Source organism: uncultured Empedobacter sp. (assembly GCF_937930195.1).
GTDB lineage: Bacteria > Bacteroidota > Bacteroidia > Flavobacteriales > Weeksellaceae > Empedobacter > Empedobacter stercoris.
On record NZ_CALGVK010000191.1, the window covers coordinates 1 to 19,306 of the forward strand.

The 19,306-nt window shown below is 32.4% G+C and carries 19 protein-coding genes; 8 read left to right on the forward strand and 11 right to left on the reverse strand.

Annotation, left to right across the window (positions count from 1 at the left end):
* Window positions 1-93: 93 nt before the first annotated feature.
* Window positions 94-843 carry a tyrosine-protein phosphatase gene (locus Q0616_RS11515; RefSeq protein WP_171623929.1) on the forward strand — a complete coding sequence of 250 codons (750 nt, stop codon included), beginning with the start codon at window positions 94-96 and terminating at the stop codon, window positions 841-843.
* Window positions 844-877: 34 nt separating this feature from the next.
* Here Q0616_RS11515 and Q0616_RS11520 read toward each other — a convergent pair whose 3' ends face one another.
* Together Q0616_RS11520 and Q0616_RS11525 are read right to left on the reverse strand one after the other, a co-directional pair.
* Window positions 878-2,830 carry a heavy metal translocating P-type ATPase gene (locus tag Q0616_RS11520; protein WP_298777044.1) on the reverse strand — a complete coding sequence of 651 codons (1,953 nt, stop codon included), beginning with the start codon at window positions 2,828-2,830 and terminating at the stop codon, window positions 878-880.
* A 57-nt stretch (window positions 2,831-2,887) separates the two neighbouring features.
* Window positions 2,888-3,304 (reverse strand): transcriptional repressor, encoded by a 417-nt coding sequence (locus Q0616_RS11525; protein ID WP_171623927.1) that lies wholly within the window; start codon window positions 3,302-3,304, stop codon window positions 2,888-2,890.
* 136 nt (window positions 3,305-3,440) lie between these two features.
* Here Q0616_RS11525 and Q0616_RS11530 point away from each other — a divergent pair, with 136 nt between their 5' ends.
* Genes Q0616_RS11530 through Q0616_RS11540 form a run of 3 tightly spaced genes read left to right on the forward strand, consistent with a single transcriptional unit; the run spans window position 3,441 to window position 6,250 of the window.
* Window positions 3,441-4,433, forward strand: coding sequence for an isoaspartyl peptidase/L-asparaginase family protein (locus Q0616_RS11530; RefSeq protein ID WP_298777047.1), 993 nt, complete (start codon window positions 3,441-3,443; stop codon window positions 4,431-4,433).
* A complete protein-coding gene (locus tag Q0616_RS11535) occupies window positions 4,430-5,107 on the forward strand; it encodes a copper homeostasis protein CutC (RefSeq protein WP_225541360.1) in 678 nt (225 codons plus the stop codon). Before Q0616_RS11530 ends, Q0616_RS11535 begins: the two co-directional genes overlap by 4 nt.
* Before the next feature lie 18 nt (window positions 5,108-5,125).
* Window positions 5,126-6,250 (forward strand): DNA polymerase III subunit delta', encoded by a 1,125-nt coding sequence (locus Q0616_RS11540; protein ID WP_298777049.1) that lies wholly within the window; start codon window positions 5,126-5,128, stop codon window positions 6,248-6,250.
* Window positions 6,251-6,301: 51 nt separating this feature from the next.
* Here the strand turns inward: Q0616_RS11540 and Q0616_RS11545 are convergent, their stop codons facing one another.
* On the reverse strand, window positions 6,302-6,520 hold the full coding sequence (locus tag Q0616_RS11545; protein WP_171623508.1) for a hypothetical protein: 219 nt from the start codon (window positions 6,518-6,520) through the stop codon (window positions 6,302-6,304).
* 332 nt (window positions 6,521-6,852) lie between these two features.
* Between Q0616_RS11545 and serS the strand changes: the two genes are divergently transcribed.
* Window positions 6,853-8,121: a serine--tRNA ligase gene (serS, locus tag Q0616_RS11550; protein ID WP_284583025.1), complete on the forward strand. Its 1,269-nt coding sequence runs from the start codon at window positions 6,853-6,855 to the stop codon at window positions 8,119-8,121.
* A 74-nt stretch (window positions 8,122-8,195) separates the two neighbouring features.
* On the opposite strand, the gene rfbD is transcribed toward serS, so the two are convergent.
* From rfbD to Q0616_RS11590, 8 genes are all read right to left on the reverse strand, one after another.
* Entirely contained in the window at window positions 8,196-9,050 is an 855-nt protein-coding gene (gene rfbD / locus Q0616_RS11555) for a dTDP-4-dehydrorhamnose reductase (protein WP_298777053.1), read from the reverse strand.
* A 54-nt stretch (window positions 9,051-9,104) separates the two neighbouring features.
* Window positions 9,105-9,620, reverse strand: coding sequence for an OmpH family outer membrane protein (locus Q0616_RS11560; RefSeq protein ID WP_298777054.1), 516 nt, complete (start codon window positions 9,618-9,620; stop codon window positions 9,105-9,107).
* A 57-nt stretch (window positions 9,621-9,677) separates the two neighbouring features.
* Window positions 9,678-10,238: an OmpH family outer membrane protein gene (locus Q0616_RS11565; protein WP_171623504.1), complete on the reverse strand. Its 561-nt coding sequence runs from the start codon at window positions 10,236-10,238 to the stop codon at window positions 9,678-9,680.
* Window positions 10,239-10,299: 61 nt separating this feature from the next.
* Entirely contained in the window at window positions 10,300-12,822 is a 2,523-nt protein-coding gene (gene bamA, locus Q0616_RS11570) for an outer membrane protein assembly factor BamA (protein WP_225532487.1), read from the reverse strand.
* A gap of 20 nt (window positions 12,823-12,842) precedes the next feature.
* The gene (locus Q0616_RS11575; RefSeq protein ID WP_298777057.1) at window positions 12,843-13,592 is read right to left on the reverse strand and encodes an isoprenyl transferase; all 750 of its coding nucleotides are present in this window, start codon (window positions 13,590-13,592) and stop codon (window positions 12,843-12,845) included.
* Between the two features lie 7 nt (window positions 13,593-13,599).
* Window positions 13,600-14,391: a DUF6089 family protein gene (locus tag Q0616_RS11580; RefSeq protein ID WP_298777059.1), complete on the reverse strand. Its 792-nt coding sequence runs from the start codon at window positions 14,389-14,391 to the stop codon at window positions 13,600-13,602.
* A gap of 118 nt (window positions 14,392-14,509) precedes the next feature.
* The gene (locus Q0616_RS11585) at window positions 14,510-15,394 is read right to left on the reverse strand and encodes an NAD kinase (RefSeq protein WP_171623501.1); all 885 of its coding nucleotides are present in this window, start codon (window positions 15,392-15,394) and stop codon (window positions 14,510-14,512) included.
* A complete protein-coding gene (locus Q0616_RS11590) occupies window positions 15,394-16,050 on the reverse strand; it encodes a CBS domain-containing protein (protein ID WP_171623500.1) in 657 nt (218 codons plus the stop codon). The genes Q0616_RS11585 and Q0616_RS11590 overlap by 1 nt, the downstream gene beginning before the upstream one ends.
* Window positions 16,051-16,313: 263 nt before the next feature.
* On the opposite strand from Q0616_RS11590, the gene Q0616_RS11595 reads away from it, so the two are divergent.
* The 3 genes from Q0616_RS11595 to Q0616_RS11605 are packed head-to-tail and all read left to right on the forward strand — an operon-like array spanning window position 16,314 to window position 19,217.
* A complete protein-coding gene (locus Q0616_RS11595; RefSeq protein ID WP_171623499.1) occupies window positions 16,314-17,231 on the forward strand; it encodes a mevalonate kinase in 918 nt (305 codons plus the stop codon).
* A 26-nt stretch (window positions 17,232-17,257) separates the two neighbouring features.
* Entirely contained in the window at window positions 17,258-18,181 is a 924-nt protein-coding gene (locus Q0616_RS11600) for a geranylgeranylglycerol-phosphate geranylgeranyltransferase (RefSeq protein ID WP_284583033.1), read from the forward strand.
* A 10-nt stretch (window positions 18,182-18,191) separates the two neighbouring features.
* The gene (locus tag Q0616_RS11605; RefSeq protein ID WP_260541707.1) at window positions 18,192-19,217 is read left to right on the forward strand and encodes a pseudouridine synthase; all 1,026 of its coding nucleotides are present in this window, start codon (window positions 18,192-18,194) and stop codon (window positions 19,215-19,217) included.
* Window positions 19,218-19,306 lie beyond the last annotated feature (89 nt).

Genomic DNA, 19,306 nt, shown 5'->3' on the forward strand with positions numbered 1-19,306 from the left:
AAAGTAAAAACTTATCGTTTTTTTAATACGTTAAACTAAATAAATACCCGTAACTTTTAACTATTGAAAAATAACCTAAAAAACGAACAGAAAATGGAGAATACTTTATGCGAAATCTCGCTAAGTGAAAGAACTCTTCCACTTGAAGGCGGATTTAATTGCAGAGATTTAGGTGGAATAGTTAACACACAAAATGAAATTTTAAGAAAAGGATTGTTAATTCGATCAGATGATTTGGCTAATTTGACGGATGACGATTTAGAAGTTTTGAATGATTTCCCAATCCGAACAATTATAGATTTACGCACAACTTACGAACGCTTAAAAAATCAAGATCATATTCCGAACAGTTGTAATCACGAAGTTCATTTGGATATTTCATCTGGACATTTCGAAGAGTTAGTGCAAGAATTTAAAGCTGGTATTTCTAATCCAAAAAGTTTTATGTGTAAAATTTATGAAGATTTTGTTTTAGATAAAACCTGTCAGGCACAATACAAAAGCTTTTTTGATATCATACAACACAAAAACAGAACGCCGATTTTATTTCATTGTACAGCCGGAAAAGATCGAACAGGATTTGCAACAGCGATGATTTTATCTGCATTAAAAGTTGATTTTGATACAATCATGGATGATTATTTAGCTTCTAATGTCTATTTGGAACAAAAGTATGCGCACATTTTAAAAATCGATCCGAATTATAAATACTTAATAACTGTTTTACCTGAATATTTGGAGAGTTCTTACCGAGCAATTAATCAGAATTTTGGATCAGTTGAAAATTATTTAACCGATATCTTGAACATTGATTTAGATTTGATGAAGGAATTATATATTTAACAAAAAAGCGACCATTGGTCGCTTTTTTGTTGATCTAAAATTTCATTCGCTGAATTCGTACTGCATTCAAAATTGCTAATAAAGCGACACCAACATCTGCAAAAACGGCTTCCCACATATTGGCAATTCCTTCGGCACCAAGTAATAATACAATCACTTTTACACCCATTGCTAAAATGATATTTTGAATGACAATCTTTTTCGTTTCGCGTCCTATTTTTATAGCAGTTGCTATTTTAGATGGTTGATCGGTTTGAATCACTACATCAGCCGTTTCAATTGCCGCATCACTTCCTAAACCTCCCATTGCAATACCGACATCAGAAAGAGCTAAAACAGGCGCATCATTGATTCCATCTCCTACAAAAGCGACCACTTGATTTGTATCTTTTTTCAAGGCTTCTACTTTTTCTACTTTTCCTTCTGGCAATAATCCTCCAAAAGCTTCATCAACACCAACTTCTTGTGCAACTTTTTGTGTAATTGTATCTTTATCACCACTCAACATAATCGTCTTCGTGACACCCAAAGCTTTCATTTTTTGAATCGCTTGTTGTGCATCTTCTTTTATGTTATCTGCAATTGTAATATATCCAGCATATTTGTGATCTATTGAAACGACAACAATACTCTCTACAATAGCATGTATTTCTTGTGGATATTGAATCGAAAAATGATCCAATAATTTTGTATTTCCTGCTAAAACAATTTTACCATCAACTTTTCCTTTTAGTCCTTTTCCTGAAATTTCTTCCACTTCTATTGCCTTCAAATCAGAAGGATGATTGGCTACAATGGCTTTTGCTATGGGATGTGTTGATTGTTTTTCTAACGCTGAAACCAAGCGTAAAAATTCCATTTGAGGTAGATTTGTTTCTATTTTCTGCACATCGAAAATGCCTTCAGTCATGGTTCCAGTTTTATCCATCACAACGGTATTTACTTTCGCCATTAAATCTAAAAAATTAGAACCTTTTATTAGAATTCCATTACGCGAAGCTGCTCCAATTCCACCAAAATAACCCAACGGAACCGAAATCACCAATGCACAAGGACAAGAAACAACCAAGAAAACCAAACCTCTATATAACCAATCATTGAAATCATAATTATCAACAATAAAGTAAGGAATGATCACCAAAGCTGTTGCTAAAAAGAAAACAATTGGCGTATATATTTTTGCAAATTTTCGGATAAATAATTCAGTAGGAGCTTTACGAGAAGCTGCATCCTGAACCATTTGTAAAATTTTAGCAATCGAACTATCCTCAAACTTTTTAGTTGTTTGAATTTCTATTACGTTTTCAAGATTTAACATTCCGGCCAAAACTGTTTCACCTGTTTTATATGTAGAAGGTTTGCTTTCTCCCGTCAATGCCGCTGTATTAAAACTCCCTTTATCCGAAAGCATAATTCCATCTAACGGAACTTTTTCTCCAACTTTAACTTGAATTGTTTCACCAATTGCAACATCGTGTGGTTTTATGGTTTCGAAATGACCATTTCGTAAAACATGCGCTGTATCTGGACGAACATCTAATAAGGCTTTTATATTTCCTCTTGCTTTATTAACTGCTGCTTCTTGAAACATTTCACCAATGGTATAAAACAGCATTACGGCAACACCTTCGGGATATTCCCCAATAATAAAAGCGCCTAAAGTTGCAATTCCCATCAATGAAAATTCATTGAAAAAGTCTAATTTTTTAGCCAATTTAAACGCTTCACTCCAAACAGGTGCTGCTACTAAAATATAAGAAATAGCGAACCATATCAAGCGAATCGTTTGATTATCTACGAACCAAGATGGCTTTAACACATATTGAACAAATATTCCAGCAAAGAAAATAGCTAAACTCGCTCCTAATAAAATTTTACTATTGTTGTGTTCGTGATTATGGTCATGACCTTCGTGATTATGATCGTGACCTTCGTGAGAGTGATTTTGAGGTTCGTCTGTTGAACAACAAGTCTTACAATTTGCCATAATGAATCATTTAAGACAGCAAAGTTAGCATGTGGTTGATGCAATTTGGTTGCAAAGTTAGGCTTTACATTGATCGCAAATTCCTTTCAAGATAAAAGACGATTGTTCTGCTTGAAAATTTTTGGGAAGATCAATTTCTGGTAAGTGAATATTTCGTAAACAATAGGTTTGATTACACTTGTTACAATGAAAATGAGCATGCGTAAATTCGGGTGTACATTTACAACTCGATTCACACAAAGCATATTTTATAGAGCCTGTTCCGTCTTCAATCGAATGTATTAACTTATTTTCTTCAAACTTTTTTAACGTTCGGTAAATCGTTACTCGATCTGCCTGATCCATTGCAATTTCCAAATCAGCCAAACTCAATGCAACTTCTGCATGCATCAATTTGTCCAAGACCAACAATCTCATTGCAGTTGGATTAATAGAACGGTTTTGTAAGGTTTTGTTTAGAACTTCTGTTTGCATTTCTTTCGATTTCGAATATAAAGTTACGAAAAAGAGGTGAATTGAAAATGAATTGAAATGGTAGAAAAATCAGTCGATAATTTTTAAGTAATATGATTTATATTTGTTTTAATACATTTTAGAAATCGATTAACACATGAACAATAGAAGAAATTTTATAAAGAATTTAGGTGCTTTGGGACTACTTTTAGGTACATCAAAATTAGACCTAAGTGCACAAACGAAACATACAAAATCTACGAAAATTACCAAACCAATTGTACTTTCTACTTGGCGTTTCGGAATAGAAGCAAACGCTGAAGCATGGAAAGTTTTAGGTAAAAACGGAACCGCTTTAGATGCGGTGGAAAAAGGTGTGCAATTAGTAGAAGCTGATCCTAATGAGAGAAGTGTTGGATATGGTGGTCGTCCAGATCGAGATGGAAAGGTTACTTTAGATGCTTGTATTATGGATGATCAAGCAAATATTGGTTCTGTTGCAGGTTTAGAGCATATTAAACATCCCATTTCAGTCGCTCGAAAAGTAATGGAAGATACGCCTCATGTGATGTTAGTTGGGAATGGTGCTTTGCAATTTGCCTTAGAAAAAGGTTTTAAGAAAGAGAATTTATTAACCGATATTTCTGAAAAAGAATGGAAAGAATGGTTGAAAGACACCAATTATCAAATGCCTATTAACATCGAAAATCACGATACAATTGGAATGATTGCTTTAGATGCACATGGCAATCTGTCGGGAGCCTGTACAACGAGTGGAATGGCGTATAAAATGCATGGACGTGTTGGTGATTCTCCAATTATTGGTGCGGGTTTATATGTTGATAACGAAATTGGTGCAGCTACAGCAACAGGTCATGGCGAAGAAGTGATTCGTATTGCGGGAAGTCATTTGGTTGTTGAGTTGATGCGTCAAGGTTATTCGCCAGAAAACGCGTGCAAAGAAGCAGTACATCGAATTATTAAGTTAACAGAATCACGAAATAAAGATTTATCTGCAATTCAAGTTGGTTTTATCGCGATTAACAAACAAGGTGAATATGGTTCGTTTTGTATTCATCCAGGCTTTAACTTTGCCGTTTATGATCAAAGTGGAAATCGTTTGATTGACGGAAAATCTATTACAAAATGAAAAAATTAGAAATTGCTTGCTTCAATATAGCCTCCGCATTAGTCGCTTCAAAATCGAATGCCGATAGAATCGAATTATGTGCAGATGCTTCTTCTGGTGGAATTACACCAACATTTGAAGACATCAAAACATTGCGAAAAGAAACAGACAAAGAAATCATGATTATGATTCGCCCTCGTGGAGGTGATTTTATTTATTCTGATAAAGAATTTGAACAAATGAAATCTGAAATTATCATGATTAAAAATTTTAGAATTGATGGTTTTGTATTCGGAATTTTAAATGAAGAAAATGAAATTGATTTTGAACGAAATCGAAAATTGATTGAACTCGCAAAACCGTTTCCTTGTACATTTCATCGAGCTTTTGATCGAACTAAAGATGCAGAAGATTCATTAGAAACGGTTATCAAATTAGGTTTTAAAACCATTCTAACTTCCGGTTTAGCACATCATGTAGAAGAAGGAAAACAGCAACTAAAAACATTGGTACAGACAGCAAAAGATCGTATTACGATTATGCCTGGTGGTGGATTACGTTCGACAAATATTGAAGAAATCGATTCATTTACACAAGCAACTTACTTTCATTCTTCTGCTATGATTGATGATTCTGGAATTGCTAATTTAGAAGAAATCAATCATTTAAAAAGTTTGATTAATTCTGAAAAATAAAAATAGTAACTTTGGCTTATGCTTTGGGAAAATGTAATTGGACAACAAGAGATTAAAAACAAACTTCAACAATCTATAAAAGATGGTCGTATTAGCCATGCACAGCTTTTTTCTGGTCCAGAAGGTTCAGGAACTTTGGCTTTAGCACTTGCTTATGCAAGAGAAGTTTTGTGTGGATTGAATAACGAACAATGTAATCTTAAAGTTGATAAATTACAACATCCCGATTTACATTTTTCTTTTCCTTATTCGGCAACAGAAAATGTCAAAAAGCCTCTTGCAAAGTATTTATTAAACGATTGGAGAAGCTTTGTTGAAGAAAATGTTTATGGTAATTTAACCGATTGGATGTCTCACCTTGGTATAGAAAAAAAACAAGGTGTTATTCCTGTTGATGAAGCAGACGAAATTGTAAAAACACTTGCTTTAAATAGTTACGAAGGTGGATATAAGATAATGATTATTTGGCAAGCAGAGGAAATGACAACTGCAGCAGCGAATAAATTGTTAAAAATTATAGAAGAGCCACCTCTCAAAACACTTTTTTTACTGGTAACAGAACATGAAGATTTAATCTTGCAAACGATAACTTCCCGTTGTCAATTGGTGAAAATTCCTCGCTTATCTCAAGCTGATATTCAAAATTATTTAATTGAGAAGAAGAATATTACTACAGAAAAAGCGCAACATATCGCCTTTTTATCACAGGGAAATTTACGCGAAGCATTGCATCAGTTGAATGATGACGAACATTTATTTGATAAATATTTTGTCACTTGGGTTCGAAAAGCATTTATGGCAGCAAAAACACCAACTGTTTTGAAGGACTTGATTGATTGGTCAAATCAAATTGCAAGTTGGTCGCGCAGTGAACAAAAAGATTTTTTAAATTATTGCTCCGAAATTTTTCGTCAAGCCTTATTAAAAAACTATCAATCTGAGGAATTAGTTTTTTTACAAATAAATGCTGAAGGTTTTAAATGGCAAGGTTTTGCACCGTTTATTCATGGAGCAAACATCGAAGATATTTTAAAAGAAATAACTGAGGCTTCGTATCACATCGAACGAAATGGAAATTCTAAAATTATATTATTGGATCTTTCAATCAAGTTAACTCGTTATCTACATCGTAAAACGACATAAAAAAACCACTCATTAAATGAGTGGTTTTTTTATGTGATTGAATTATTTCAATTAGTTTGCTGGAGCTTCTACTTTAGCTGCTGCTGAATCAACTACTGCCGCTGCTGAGTCTACTACTGCTGCCGCTGAATCAACTACTGCCGCTGCTGAATCAACCACTACTGCTGCTGAATCTACTGCTGCTGGAGTTTCTTCTGCTTTTTTCTCACCACAAGATACTGCTCCTAAAGATAATGCTGCTACTGCAACTACTGCGAAAAACTTTTTCATTTTTTTATTGTTTTAATTAATTAATAATTTCGATTAATTTTCTTTGACAAATTTATTTCGAAAACTGATCTTCGTCATGTAAAATCAATGTAATATAATTGTAACATCATTTTCATATATTTTAAAAATTAAGTAATTGTAAATGAAGTTCTTGAAAAATATTTTACAAAATTTAAAATTATTTTGTAAAAAACAATACTTCTTATGTTTATTCATTTCAGTCTTTAATTAATGCTAAAAATGTCTTTTTTATCTATTTTTAGCGTGAAATGGTTTAAACGCTATTCTAAAATATTTATTATTTATACATTTGTATAAATTTAATTAAAGATATGCTAGTAGTTTCTTACATTCAAGAAAACAAAGATCGTGTTATTGAAGGACTTAAAAAACGTAACTTCAAACAATTAGATCTTGTTGATGAAGTTTTAAATGTGGATGAACTTCGTCGTAAAACTCAGTTTGAATTGGATAATATATTAGCTGAATCCAACAAATTAGCAAAAGAAATTGGTAATTTGTTTAAAGATGGAAGATCGGAAGAGGCTAATGAATTAAAAATTAAAACTGTCGATTTAAAAACACAATCGAAAGAATTACAAGATTTGTTATCATCTTACGAAAACTCCGTTAAAGAGATTTTATATCAAATTCCAAATATCCCAAATGAACTTGTAAAAGAAGGAAAAGATGCAGACGATAATGAAATTGTTTTTGAACATGGAGTTGCAGCTGCGAAACCTGAAAATTTACCTCATTGGGAAGTTGCTAAGAAATTTGACATCATTGATTTTGAATTAGGTGTTAAAATTACTGGAGCTGGTTTCCCTGTTTACAAAGGAAAAGGTGCTCGTTTACAACGTGCTTTAACACAATTCTTCTTGGATAAAAATGCTGATGCTGGTTATACAGAAATTGTTCCTCCTTTCGTAGTTAATGAGGCATCTGGTTATGGAACGGGTCAGTTACCTGATAAGGAAGGGCAAATGTATTATATTGGTGAAGATGATTTGTACTTGATTCCAACAGCGGAAGTTCCTGTAACAAATATTTACCGAGATACAATTGTAAAAGTTGAAGATTTACCAATTACATTGACGGCATATTCTCCTTGTTTCCGCCGTGAAGCTGGTTCTTATGGAAAAGATGTTAGAGGTTTAAATCGTTTACACCAATTTGAGAAAGTAGAAATTGTTCGTATAGAGAAACCAGAAAATTCGTATGCATCTTTAGATGGTATGATAGAACATGTAAAAGGTATTTTAGAAGATTTAGAATTACCTTATCGTATCCTAAGATTATGCGGTGGTGATACTGGATTTACATCTGCAATAACTTATGATTTTGAAGTTTTCTCTGAAGCACAAGAAAAATGGTTAGAAGTTTCTTCTGTTTCAAACTTTGAAACATTCCAAGCAAATCGTTTGAAATTACGTTTCAAAGACGAAAATGGTACGCAATTGGCTCATACATTAAATGGATCTGCATTAGCTTTACCACGAATTTTAGCCGCTATTTTAGAGAATCATCAGCAAGCTGATGGAACAGTTAAAATTCCGAAAGCTTTACAGCCCTATACTCGTTTTGAGATTTTAGATTAAGCAATTATTCCTAATTAATAGATACAAAAAGCTCGAGAATTTCTCGAGCTTTTTTGCTATATCATTAAATGAAATTATAACAAATGTTTCAATTCTTTTTTCAAACTATCTTCCCAATTCGGGATTGTAAGTTGATAAACTTCTTTGATCTTCGTTTTGTCCAATAAACTATACGCAGGACGTTTCGCTTTCGTTGGATATGCTGAAGTTGGAACAGGGTTAATCTCAATCGTTGAACTTGAAAATTCTTTTATTTTTTGCGCAAATTCAAACCAAGAACATTTTCCTTCGTTTGAATAATTAAAGATTCCATAAGTTAATTCATCTGTCGAAATAATTTCTAAAATTGCATCAGCTAAATCAATCGCATTTGTTGGTGAACCAATTTGATCAGCTACAACAGAAATCGATTCTTTCTCTTGAAACAATCTTAGCATCGTTTTAACGAAGTTATTTCCAAATCTTGAATATACCCAGGCTGTACGAAGAATAATTGTTTTCGGATTGTTTTTTAAAGCTAAATTTTCTCCTTCCAACTTTGTTTGACCATATACGCCAATTGGATTGGTTTGATCTGTTTCCATACGAGGTTGAGAAGCAGTTCCATCAAAAACATAATCTGTCGAAACATGAATGAACGGAATTTTTTTCTCATTTGTTATTTTAGCCAAAAATTCGGTTGCTTTCGCATTAACCAAATAAGCACTTTCTTGCTCATCTTCGGCTTTGTCTACAGCTGTATATGCAGCGCAATTGACAACAAAATCAAATGATTTATCATCGAAGTAATGTTTGATTAACTCTTCATTCGTTATGTCTAATTCATTTCGAGTTACAAAAAAGCATTCAATTTCTTTGTAAGTCTTAGATTGTTCTAAAATGGATTGACCTAATTGACCATTCGCACCTGTAACTAAAATTCTTTTCATATATAAAAAAAGCCACTAAAATAGTGGCTTGAAGATATTAATAATTTTTTAAAATTATAATCCTAATTCTTTTTTAACGTCGTTTAATAAGTCATATCCTCCAGCTTTGTAAACTAATACACCTGCAGGTAAAACGTATTTAACTCCTTTTTTAGCAGCTGCAGCATTAATTGCATCCATCACTCTTTTTTCGATTGGATCCATTAAAGCTTTTTCTTTCGCTTGCATTTCTTCTTGAGCAGCTTTTGCATAAGTTTCGTATTTCTTTTGCATTTCTTGCTCTTTTTCTTGGTATTTGTTAGCAGCGATTAATTTTTGAGCTTCTTCTTGAGATTTACCAGCTAAATCTTTTTGAGCTGCCTCCATAAAAGTTTTATAATCAGCTTGTAATTTAGTTATTTTTGCTTCGTGAGTTTTACCTAAAGCTTGTAAATCTGCTTCTGCTTTTTTATAAGCTGGCATTGATTCAATAACCGCTTGCGTATCAATATGTGCAATTTCTTGAGCGAATGATAAAACGCTACCGAAAACCATCATTGTAAATACTGCTATCAATCTAATTTGTTTCATTTCTAGTCTAATTTGTTTTAAAATTTATTTTCTTGTTGTATTACTTGTGTTTCTTTTTTATTTTCTTGTTTTAGAATTTGAATTCGATTTTGAATTAGTTGGTTTCAAATCTGGTCTCAGCGTATGTAAAACTTCTCGGCTGATATCAAATTTTGGATCCGTGTAAATCATGATCAAATCACTTCCTTTGTCAAAAACAAAACTATAACCTCTTTTGTCTGCAACTTCTTTTGTTGCATTATAAATTTGATCCTGTAAAGGTTTTACCATTGATCGTCTCAAATTTACTAAATCTCCATTTGGCCCGTAACGTTTATCTTGTAAAACTTTTACAGCCGCAATTTCATCCGCTAGTTTTTGTTCTTGCTCTTTAACTTGTTCTGCTGTTAAAAGAATTTTTTCAGCTTCAAATTCAGTTTGTAATTTAACTAAATTTTCTTTTTTCTGTTCAATTTCTTTTTGCCAAGATTCTGTTTGAGATTTTAATTTACTTTGAGATGATGTATACTCTGGTAAACTTTCTAAAATATATTGAGAATCTACGTAACAAAATCTTTGTGCGAAAGTTAAACTTGCAAATCCAAAGAACAACGCTATAAAGCTAATCCATTTTTTCATATTCTGAGTGTGTTAATTCTAAAACTATGCCAAAAAGTTCTATACAAATTTACATAATTTATTAGAACTGTTGTCCAATAATAAAGTGAGTTTGCCATCCAGAGCGTTCTGTTTGTCCAAATCCTTTATCAAATCCATATCCAAAGTCAAATCCTAATAAACCAAATGCTGGCATGTAAATACGTACCCCTGCACCTGCAGAACGTTTTAATTCAAACGGTTTAAATTCGCTTGTATTGTTCCAAACATTACCTCCTTCAGCAAAAGTTAAGGCATAAATTTTTGCTGTCTGGCTCATCGTAATTGGGTAACGTAATTCTAACGAATATTTATTGTAGATTGTACCTCCTCCTTCTGGTGTGATATCTCCATTTTGACCTCCAGAGTTAGAAGCATCTTCGTAACCTCTTAAAGAAATAATTTCACGTCCATCAAATCGGTTTTGATTAAGTCCTGTTCCTCCTAAGTAAAAACGTTCGAAAGGAATCGTTCCAATTTTACGGTTATATGTACCTAAAACTCCAAATTCTCCACCAGCTTTTAAAACTAATTTACCTGTTAATTCTTTGTAGAAATAAGCCTTAGCTTTAAATTTATAGTATTCTAACCATTTAAATTTTTCGACATCGTCCATTTTTGTATAATCCTTTTCTTTAAAAGCAGAATAAGGAACAGTTGTCGTAAATGATAAATTAATTTCTGATCCTGATTGTGGGAAAATTGGATCTGGTCCTGCTGAGTTACGCGATAAACCTATTGTATAGTTTAAGTTGTTCGACGAACCGTTTTCATATTGCATATTACCCACTGACATCGCATAGTTATCAAAGTTATATAACTGATAAGAAATAGAGTTTGATAATCTAAAGTAATCATCTGGCCAAGTTAATAACTTTGTTAATCCTACAGATGCACCCAAGATATCTAACTTCGCTTTTTCACCATAGTTATCACGGTAATCATACATAGAATAGTAAACAGATGTTGATAAAGCAGTCGGTCGTTTTCCGCCAATCCATGGTTCTACAAAAGAAAAACTATAATTGCTATATCCATTACCAGCTTGTGCTCTCAAAGATAATTGTTGACCATCTCCCATTGGAATTGGTTTCCATGCTTTTTTATTGAAAATATTTTTCAGAGAGAAGTTACCAAATGTTAATCCTAACGTTCCGATAAATGTACCTGCTCCATATCCTCCTTGCAATTCTACTTGAGAAGATGATTTTGGTGCAACTTTCCATTCAATGTCAACTGTATTATTGTCTTGATTAGGCTGAATATCTGGAACAATTTGCGTTGGCTCTAAATATCCCAAAGAAGCTAACTCCATCATCGTACGCTTGATGTCTGATTTAGAGAATAAATCTCCTGGTTTTGTTCTCAACTCACGGTATAAAATATGGTCATGAGCTTCTGTATTACCATTAATCGTAACTTTGTTAAGTGTCGCTTGCGTTCCTTCGAAAATTTTAATTTCAAGATCAATCGTATCATTTTTTACACTTTTCTCTACTGGAATAGCACGTGCAAAAAGATAACCTCCATCCATATACAATGTCGAAATATCGTCGTCTTTTTCTGATCCTGAGATCTTTTTGTTGATACCTACTGCATCATAACGATCGCCTGTTTTGTAACCAAAAATTCGTTGCAATTGCTCAGATGTATAAATAGAGTTTCCAGAAAACGTAACATCTCCTAAGAAATAAGGTTTTCCTTCGTTGACTTTTATCTTAACCAATAAGTTTTTATCATCAACTTTCTCGATATCATAAGACTCAACTTTTGCATCTCTAAAACCTACAGATTTATACTCTTCTACCAATGTTTTCAAATCTTCCTGGAATTTTTCAGGAATCATTTTAGATGATTTGAAAATATTAATTGATTTCTGTTTGGTATTTTTCATTCCTTTTTTTCGCAAACGAGCAGAAGTTAAGTTTTCATTTCCTTCGAAAATAATTTTCTTAATCTTCACGCGCTCTCCACGATTCACATCCAATGTAATGTTTTCTTCATCTTCTTTTCCTTCGATTGGTTGACGATCTACTTTAATTGTTGTGTTTGGATAACCTTTGCCAGTATAGTAATCTTTGATTCTATTATTTGTTGAATTGATTAAACTTTGTGTAATCTTAACGCCTGGATTTAATTTATTTTGTTTGATTAAATCTTCGCGCTGAGATTTCTTAACTCCGTTCATCTTGATTTCTCCTAAACTTGGAACTGAAACTAAGGCTAGCTCTAAAGTTACTTCGTCTCCTTCTATTTTGCTAACATACAAATCGATGTCAGAGAAAATATTAGATCTCCATAATTTTTTTACAGCATTATTCACCTTTGTACCTGGTAATTCTATCTCTTCACCGATAGCAAAACCTGCGTAACGAATAATTTGATTCTTAGAATATTTAGAATCTCCCGTTACGATAATATCTTTCAGTTTGAAAGTTTTAGAATTGCTATAATCTAAGACAAAATTATCTTGTTGTGTTGAATCAATGGTTTTCGTAGAATCTACGACTTGCGCTTGAGCCATGTAAGCACCAAGCATACACATTGTCCAAAAAATTTTCTTCATAATCCTCTATTTCAGTTCGATTAGTTCGTTAGTTGCTCGCTTATTTTACCAAATCTACGTTCTCTATTTTGGTAATTTAAAATTGCTTTGTAAAATTCTTCTTCATTAAAATCAGGCCACAGAACCTCTGTAAAATACAATTCTGCATAGGCAATTTGCCACAATAAGAAATTGCTAATTCTGGTTTCGCCGCTTGTTCTAATCATAAGATCTACCATTGGTAAATCGTGTGTATATAAGTTTTTATGAACTAATTCTTCATTAAAATCATAGTCGGATATTTCACCGTCTTTGTATTGTTGAGCAATAGATTTCATTGCATTTAATAGTTCTTCTTTGGAACCATAACTTAATGCTAATGTTAAAATGCAAGCTGTATTGTCTTTTGTTTTTTCCATTGCTTTAGTCAAATCTTTGAATGCTTTGCTTGGTAATTTTGATAAATCTCCAATCACATTCAATCGAATGCCATTTTTGTGCAATTCATTTATTTCGTCCTTAATTGCAGAACTTAATAAAGTCATCAAAACATTGACTTCTAATTTTGGACGGTTCCAATTTTCAGTAGAAAATGCATAGAGTGTCAGATGTTTTATACCTAATTTTCGACAAGTTTCTATTGAAGATCGTACAGCTCCCAACGCATTTTTGTGTCCGAAAGTTCTTTCCTTTCCGTTCTTCTTCGCCCATCTTCCGTTACCATCCATTATGATTGCAACGTGATGAGGTAGATTGTTTTTATCTATTTGTTCTTCTAAACTGTCTTTCATTTTATTTTTAATCGCAATAACATGCAGGTCGTCCGAAACTATATGTTAAGGAAATTCCTGTTAATACATACCAATCTTTATTCGATGTATTTCCAAATATTCTTTTTTTATACTCTTCAGAAGATAAATCTCCATTATCTATTGCTTCAGTAAAATTTGTTGAAAATTCACCTACATTGTAATCTAAATAATCGACACTTGTATAACGAATACCTGTTTCGAAAGACAAAATCCAACTGTAATTAAACCTTACTTTATATCCTACTCCAAAAGGAAGAGATAAATTGGTTTTGTATTTTGATTTTTCTATAATTTTTCCACTTGGGTATTCTGTTGAAACTGTTGAATCATAATCATATTCTTTGCCTTTTGCTGAAAAAGCCCCTACACCAAAAAATATATAAGGCGATTGTGCTGTTTCTTGATCATCATTGATGTTAAAAAAATTATACTCAAACATCAAAGAACCTTCTACAATATTATTTCTGAAATTTTTATTTCTTTTTAATTTATAGTACTCTTTCGAACGATGGTCACTTGCCCCAACTTTTGAATAAGAAACATTTGCTCTAAATCCCATTTGTGGATTTATATTAAAACGATACAATGCGCCCATCGAAATAGGGAAATATATTTTTCCACCTGGTTCTGTTTTTGTTGGCAAAGGATTTATATAATTCGCTTTACCAATATCGCCAATCACATTTGCACCACCAGCAAAAACTCCGAGTTCATGCCTTTGCGCAACTGCTAATTGCGAAAAACATAGTATAAAAACAAACAAAAATAATCTCCTCATATGTTGTGTTATTTTTTCGGCTTTTGCTTTTTAGTTTCTTTTAAATTCGAACAAATATAAACAAAAGTCAATTCAACGTAACTGATTTAACAAAAATTAAGAAGTTTTATTGTAAATTTTAATTCCTTTTATCCGAACCCCAAAGCATTTTTTCTCTCAAAGTTGTGAAATAAGTCGCGTCAATAGCTTCTACAATTAAAATTTTGAAGTCTGCTTTTTGTATGGTTAACTCAACATCAGTTGTTAAAGGAAAGTTACGAGAATCTAAGGAAAGAAAATATTCGTTGGCACGACTGCGTATTTTTAGGTCAATTTTTTCATTTTCAGACACAATCAATGGACGTACATTCAAATTATGAGGTGCGACCGGTGTTATCACAAAGTTTTGATTAGAAGGATGTACAATTGGACCTCCACAACTTAACGAATATCCTGTAGAACCTGTAGGTGTCGATATAATCAAACCATCGGACCAAAAAGAATTTAAAAACTCATTGTTTAAATAAGCATCAACTGTTATCATACTCGTGGTTTCGCGTCGAACAACAGTTACTTCGTTAATGGCAAAATTATTTTCAATTTCTACACCATCACTTCTTTTTACTGTCAATAAAGTTCTTGGAATAATATTGTATTGTCCATTGAAAAAACTATCTAATTGTTCTAACAATACATTTTTATTAATTGTTGCTAAAAAACCTAATCGACCTGTATTGACACCGATAATCGGAATGTTAGAGTCTTTCACTATTGTTGTCGCAGACAATATTGTTCCGTCTCCTCCAAAACTGAATAAGAACATGACTGATTTGTCAAGATCTTCATAAGAAGTATAGGTTTCTACATTTTCGCTATGAAAATCAGTTGTCTCTTTTAAAATTTGAAGAAAGTTTTGTTCAACACAAAAAGTAATTTCATTTTGAACTAAATAATTAATAAATGGTGGAATAATATCCGTTAAAGACGTACTTGTTTTTTGTCCAAAAAGTGCAACTTTTATCATTAGGTATTCATATATTTTAATAGTTGTGCATAACGACTTTGTAGAAGTTCTTGCTTTTCGTCGTTATAAAATTTCTGAATCACTTGATATCCATAACGTTCAAATGTTTCACCAATCGCTAACAAATTGGAAGAGCTAAATTTTAGCAAAACATAAACACTATCTTCTTTGTAACCAACAATCATCATTCCCAAAATTTTTCCATTATTCACTTCGATAATATTAGAAATCGCAGTCATCGACAACTCTTTTTCTGCAATAGAAACTAACATCGAGACGCCTTGAGCTGCAACAAAAGGAAATTTTGCTAATGTATTGATTATATCCGTTTCTGTAATACAACCAACATAGCGCGATTGTTCATTGATAATTGGAAGGATATTCGCCTGATTCGTGTACATCATCTGAATAGCATCTAAAAGCGTACTTGATTCCGAAAGATAAAAATGCTCTAAATAGGAAGTGTAATCCACTTTTTCATCGTTAAGAGATAATTCGATCAAATCTTCATCCGAGATATTACCAACAAAATCCAATCCTTGGAACAAAGGTATATGCGTCAATCTATTCTCCTGTACAACTTCTAAAAGCTGACTTGGAGAAAAACTAACTTTTCCGGGTTTAACTTCGTTTGATAAATATTCAGTAATATACATGGCGCAAATTTATATATTTTAATACATTAATTCTCTATTTTTAGTCTTAATTCGTTTAAAATCATTTCACCTTAATCAAAATTTAATTAATTTATTTTAAAATAATTAGTCAAAATATATTCCAAAATAAGTCTAAAGCGAAAAAATAATTCGATTGATTTCAAATAAAGGTGATTTACAATTTCTTAAACCAAAAGTCTTTTACGAATTGAGAAAAGATTGGCTTAAATTTTGTAGATTTGCAAGACCAATTTTAGCGTGGAATGAAAAACCCATTATTTTATGCCAAAATCTTACTTTTTGGCGAATATGGAATTATTGAGAACTCGAAAGGATTAACAATTCCTTATAATTTTTACCAAGGTGCATTAAAATTTGAACCTTCTGAAATAGCAGAACAATCAAATGCTCACTTAAAAAATTATGCAAAATTTTTAGAAGAAAATTTTGCCGATACCTTTGATACAAAATCTTTTTCAGAAGATGTTGCAAACGGCATGTACTTCGACTCTAATATTCCACAAGGATATGGCGTAGGAAGTTCGGGCGCTTTGGTCGCAGCTATTTATGACAAATATGCCTTGAATAAAATTGATATCAATCAACATCTAAACAAAGAAAAAATAAGTGAGTTAAAAGCGCTTTTTGGAAATTTAGAATCTCATTTTCATGGTAAAAGTTCTGGAATTGACCCTTTGATTTGTTACATGAATATTCCATTACTAATACAATCTAAAGACGATATTTCGACAATTGGTTTGCCTTCTGCAAAAGAAGATGGAAAAGGAGCTGTTTTCTTAATCAATTCAGGAACTCCTGGAGAAACTGCACCAATGATTCACATTTTCTTCGAAAAGATGAAAAAAGAAGGTTTCCGTAAAACATTGAAAGAGGAATTTATCAAATACAACAATGCTTGTATCGAAAACTTTGTAAAGGGAGAATACAATCCGCTTTTTGCTAATCTTCAGAAATTATCTGCTTGGGGTTATGAACATTTTAGACCAATGATTCCTCAAAAATTGGTGGACGCTTGGAAAACTGGAATTGATACAGATACCTATTACCTAAAACTTTGTGGTTCTGGTGGCGGTGGTTACGTTCTTGGATTTACGCAAGATTATGACAAAGCAAAAAGTTATTTGAAAGACTTTCAGACAGAAGTTATCTACAAATTCTAATAAAATAATTTATTAAAATACAATTTATGAACATACAGAAAATAATCTTAAAAATTTTTGCATTATTTTCTGTTGTTCGTGGTTACAATCTTATTGTGTTAATTTTAGCACAATATCTTGCCGCACTTTTTATTTTTGCACCCGATGTTAGCCACCGAGAATTGCTAACTAATCCTAAATTAGATGGATTAATACTTTGCTCTATTCTTTGCGTTGCAGCTGGCTATATTATCAATAATTTTTACGATTTAGAGAAAGACGAACTCAAACGTCCGATGCAAGTATATTTGCAAAAACAAGTTTCGCAAGGCTTTAAATTAACTGTTTATATCATTCTTAATTTACTCGCTTTATTTATTGCGGCTTTGATTTCTTGGCGTGTTTTTATTTTCTTCTTCGTTTATCAATTTTTAGTTTGGTTTTATAGCCACAAGATTAACCGTTTTGCATTGATTAAAAATTTTTATTTGGTTATTATTCGCGTCATGCCATTTTTTGCATTACTCATTTATTTTGACCATTTTACATTCAATCTTGCATTACACGCGACATATTTAACCATTTTGTTGTTGATTACCGATATCGTAAAAGATTTGAGCTCTCAGAAAGCAGATTTAATTTATAATTACGACTCGATTCCAATCAAATATGGAATAGATTTTACCAAAATTTTAATTTCTGGTTTAATTATTATCGAATTAATCATTGGTTTTATTATTTTGATAAAAAATGATGTGGGTGCTATGAAATATTTTTTTATTGCAGCAAATATTGCATTTACCTTGATCTTACTTATCATTTGGAGAATCAAAACTATGCAAGAATATAAGATTTTACATTATTTTTTTAAAGGAATGATTGTTGCAGGTGTATTTAGTATCGTATTAATCGAAATAAATCCCTTAACTTTGCAAACTATTGCGCAAAATTTTAACAAGCGCATAAATTAATCAAATTCAAATGAATAACAGACGAAATCAATCCAACGACAGAAATTCCCAAGGCGGGAACAATCGTGGAAAAGGTGGGTCAGCAAGAGGAAATTCTTCTTCACGACCATCTTCAGGGAAAGGAAAACCGTCTTTTGGAGGAAGTAAACCAAGTTTTGGAGCTAAAAAAACAGAAGGTGGTAAACCATCTTTTGGCTCAAGCAAACCAACTTTTGGAGGAAAACCAACAGAAGAAGGAAAGAAAAGTTTTGGACCAAAAAAGACGTTCAGTAAACCAGGTGAAAAACCTTTTGTAAAAAGGTTAAAAAAAGCACCAGTTGATGACGGGACTATTCGTTTAAATAAATATGTAGCGAATGCAGGGATTGCATCCAGAAGAGAGGCTGACGAGTTGATCAAAACTGGAATCGTTACAGTGAATGGTCAAGTGATTACAGAAATGGGGTATAAAGTACAACCCGATGATGAAGTACGTTTTGATGGTCGTAAAATCTCTTCAGAGAAAAATGTCTATTTTGTATTGAATAAACCTAAAGGGTTTATTTCTACTTCAAATGACGAAAAAGGACGTAAAACAGTTATGGACTTAATGGCTAATGCAACTACAGCACGTATTTTCCCTGTAGGTCGCTTAGACAGACAAACAACAGGTGTTTTATTGTTTACGAACGATGGTTATTTAACGAAGAAATTAACGCATCCAAGTCACGATATTAAGAAAATATATCATGTGACATTGGATAAGAAATTAACAGCTAACGATATGGCTGACATCAAAAAAGGTGTACGCTTAATTCCTGAAGGAATTGCAGTTGTTGATGCGATTTCTTTTATCGAAGGTCGACCAAAAAATGAAGTTGGTATAGAGCTACACATTGGTTGGAACCGTGTTGTACGCCGTATTTTCCAAGAGAAAGGGTATGAGGTAGAGGCTTTAGATCGTGTTTCTTTTGCTGGACTTACAAAGAAAACAATACAAAGAGGTGAATATAGAAAATTAACAGAATTAGAAGTTAACTTCTTGAAAATGTTATAATAATTCGCTAAAATAGTAAAAACAAAAAAGGCTCAATATTGAGCCTTTTTTGTTTTATTGTATTTGCATTCCACTACTTTCTCTATATC

What these genes read in the sequence shown, in the direction of transcription:
- Q0616_RS11565 (WP_171623504.1), bottom strand. Translation starts at nt 10,238, where the DNA reads ATGAAAAAATGGATTAGCTTTATAGCGTTGTTCTTTGGATTTGCAAGT.
- Q0616_RS11540 (WP_298777049.1), top strand. Translation starts at nt 5,126, where the DNA reads ATGCTTTGGGAAAATGTAATTGGACAACAAGAGATTAAAAACAAACTT.
- serS (WP_284583025.1), top strand. Translation starts at nt 6,853, where the DNA reads ATGCTAGTAGTTTCTTACATTCAAGAAAACAAAGATCGTGTTATTGAA.
- Q0616_RS11580 (WP_298777059.1), bottom strand. Translation starts at nt 14,391, where the DNA reads ATGAGGAGATTATTTTTGTTTGTTTTTATACTATGTTTTTCGCAATTA.
- Q0616_RS11545 (WP_171623508.1), bottom strand. Translation starts at nt 6,520, where the DNA reads ATGAAAAAGTTTTTCGCAGTAGTTGCAGTAGCAGCATTATCTTTAGGA.
- rfbD (WP_298777053.1), bottom strand. Translation starts at nt 9,050, where the DNA reads ATGAAAAGAATTTTAGTTACAGGTGCGAATGGTCAATTAGGTCAATCC.
- Q0616_RS11530 (WP_298777047.1), top strand. Translation starts at nt 3,441, where the DNA reads ATGAACAATAGAAGAAATTTTATAAAGAATTTAGGTGCTTTGGGACTA.
- Q0616_RS11590 (WP_171623500.1), bottom strand. Translation starts at nt 16,050, where the DNA reads ATGTATATTACTGAATATTTATCAAACGAAGTTAAACCCGGAAAAGTT.
- Q0616_RS11525 (WP_171623927.1), bottom strand. Translation starts at nt 3,304, where the DNA reads ATGCAAACAGAAGTTCTAAACAAAACCTTACAAAACCGTTCTATTAAT.
- Q0616_RS11585 (WP_171623501.1), bottom strand. Translation starts at nt 15,394, where the DNA reads ATGATAAAAGTTGCACTTTTTGGACAAAAAACAAGTACGTCTTTAACG.
- bamA (WP_225532487.1), bottom strand. Translation starts at nt 12,822, where the DNA reads ATGAAGAAAATTTTTTGGACAATGTGTATGCTTGGTGCTTACATGGCT.
- Q0616_RS11575 (WP_298777057.1), bottom strand. Translation starts at nt 13,592, where the DNA reads ATGAAAGACAGTTTAGAAGAACAAATAGATAAAAACAATCTACCTCAT.
- Q0616_RS11560 (WP_298777054.1), bottom strand. Translation starts at nt 9,620, where the DNA reads ATGAAACAAATTAGATTGATAGCAGTATTTACAATGATGGTTTTCGGT.
- Q0616_RS11600 (WP_284583033.1), top strand. Translation starts at nt 17,258, where the DNA reads ATGAACATACAGAAAATAATCTTAAAAATTTTTGCATTATTTTCTGTT.
- Q0616_RS11515 (WP_171623929.1), top strand. Translation starts at nt 94, where the DNA reads ATGGAGAATACTTTATGCGAAATCTCGCTAAGTGAAAGAACTCTTCCA.
- Q0616_RS11595 (WP_171623499.1), top strand. Translation starts at nt 16,314, where the DNA reads ATGAAAAACCCATTATTTTATGCCAAAATCTTACTTTTTGGCGAATAT.
- Q0616_RS11520 (WP_298777044.1), bottom strand. Translation starts at nt 2,830, where the DNA reads ATGGCAAATTGTAAGACTTGTTGTTCAACAGACGAACCTCAAAATCAC.
- Q0616_RS11535 (WP_225541360.1), top strand. Translation starts at nt 4,430, where the DNA reads ATGAAAAAATTAGAAATTGCTTGCTTCAATATAGCCTCCGCATTAGTC.
- Q0616_RS11605 (WP_260541707.1), top strand. Translation starts at nt 18,192, where the DNA reads ATGAATAACAGACGAAATCAATCCAACGACAGAAATTCCCAAGGCGGG.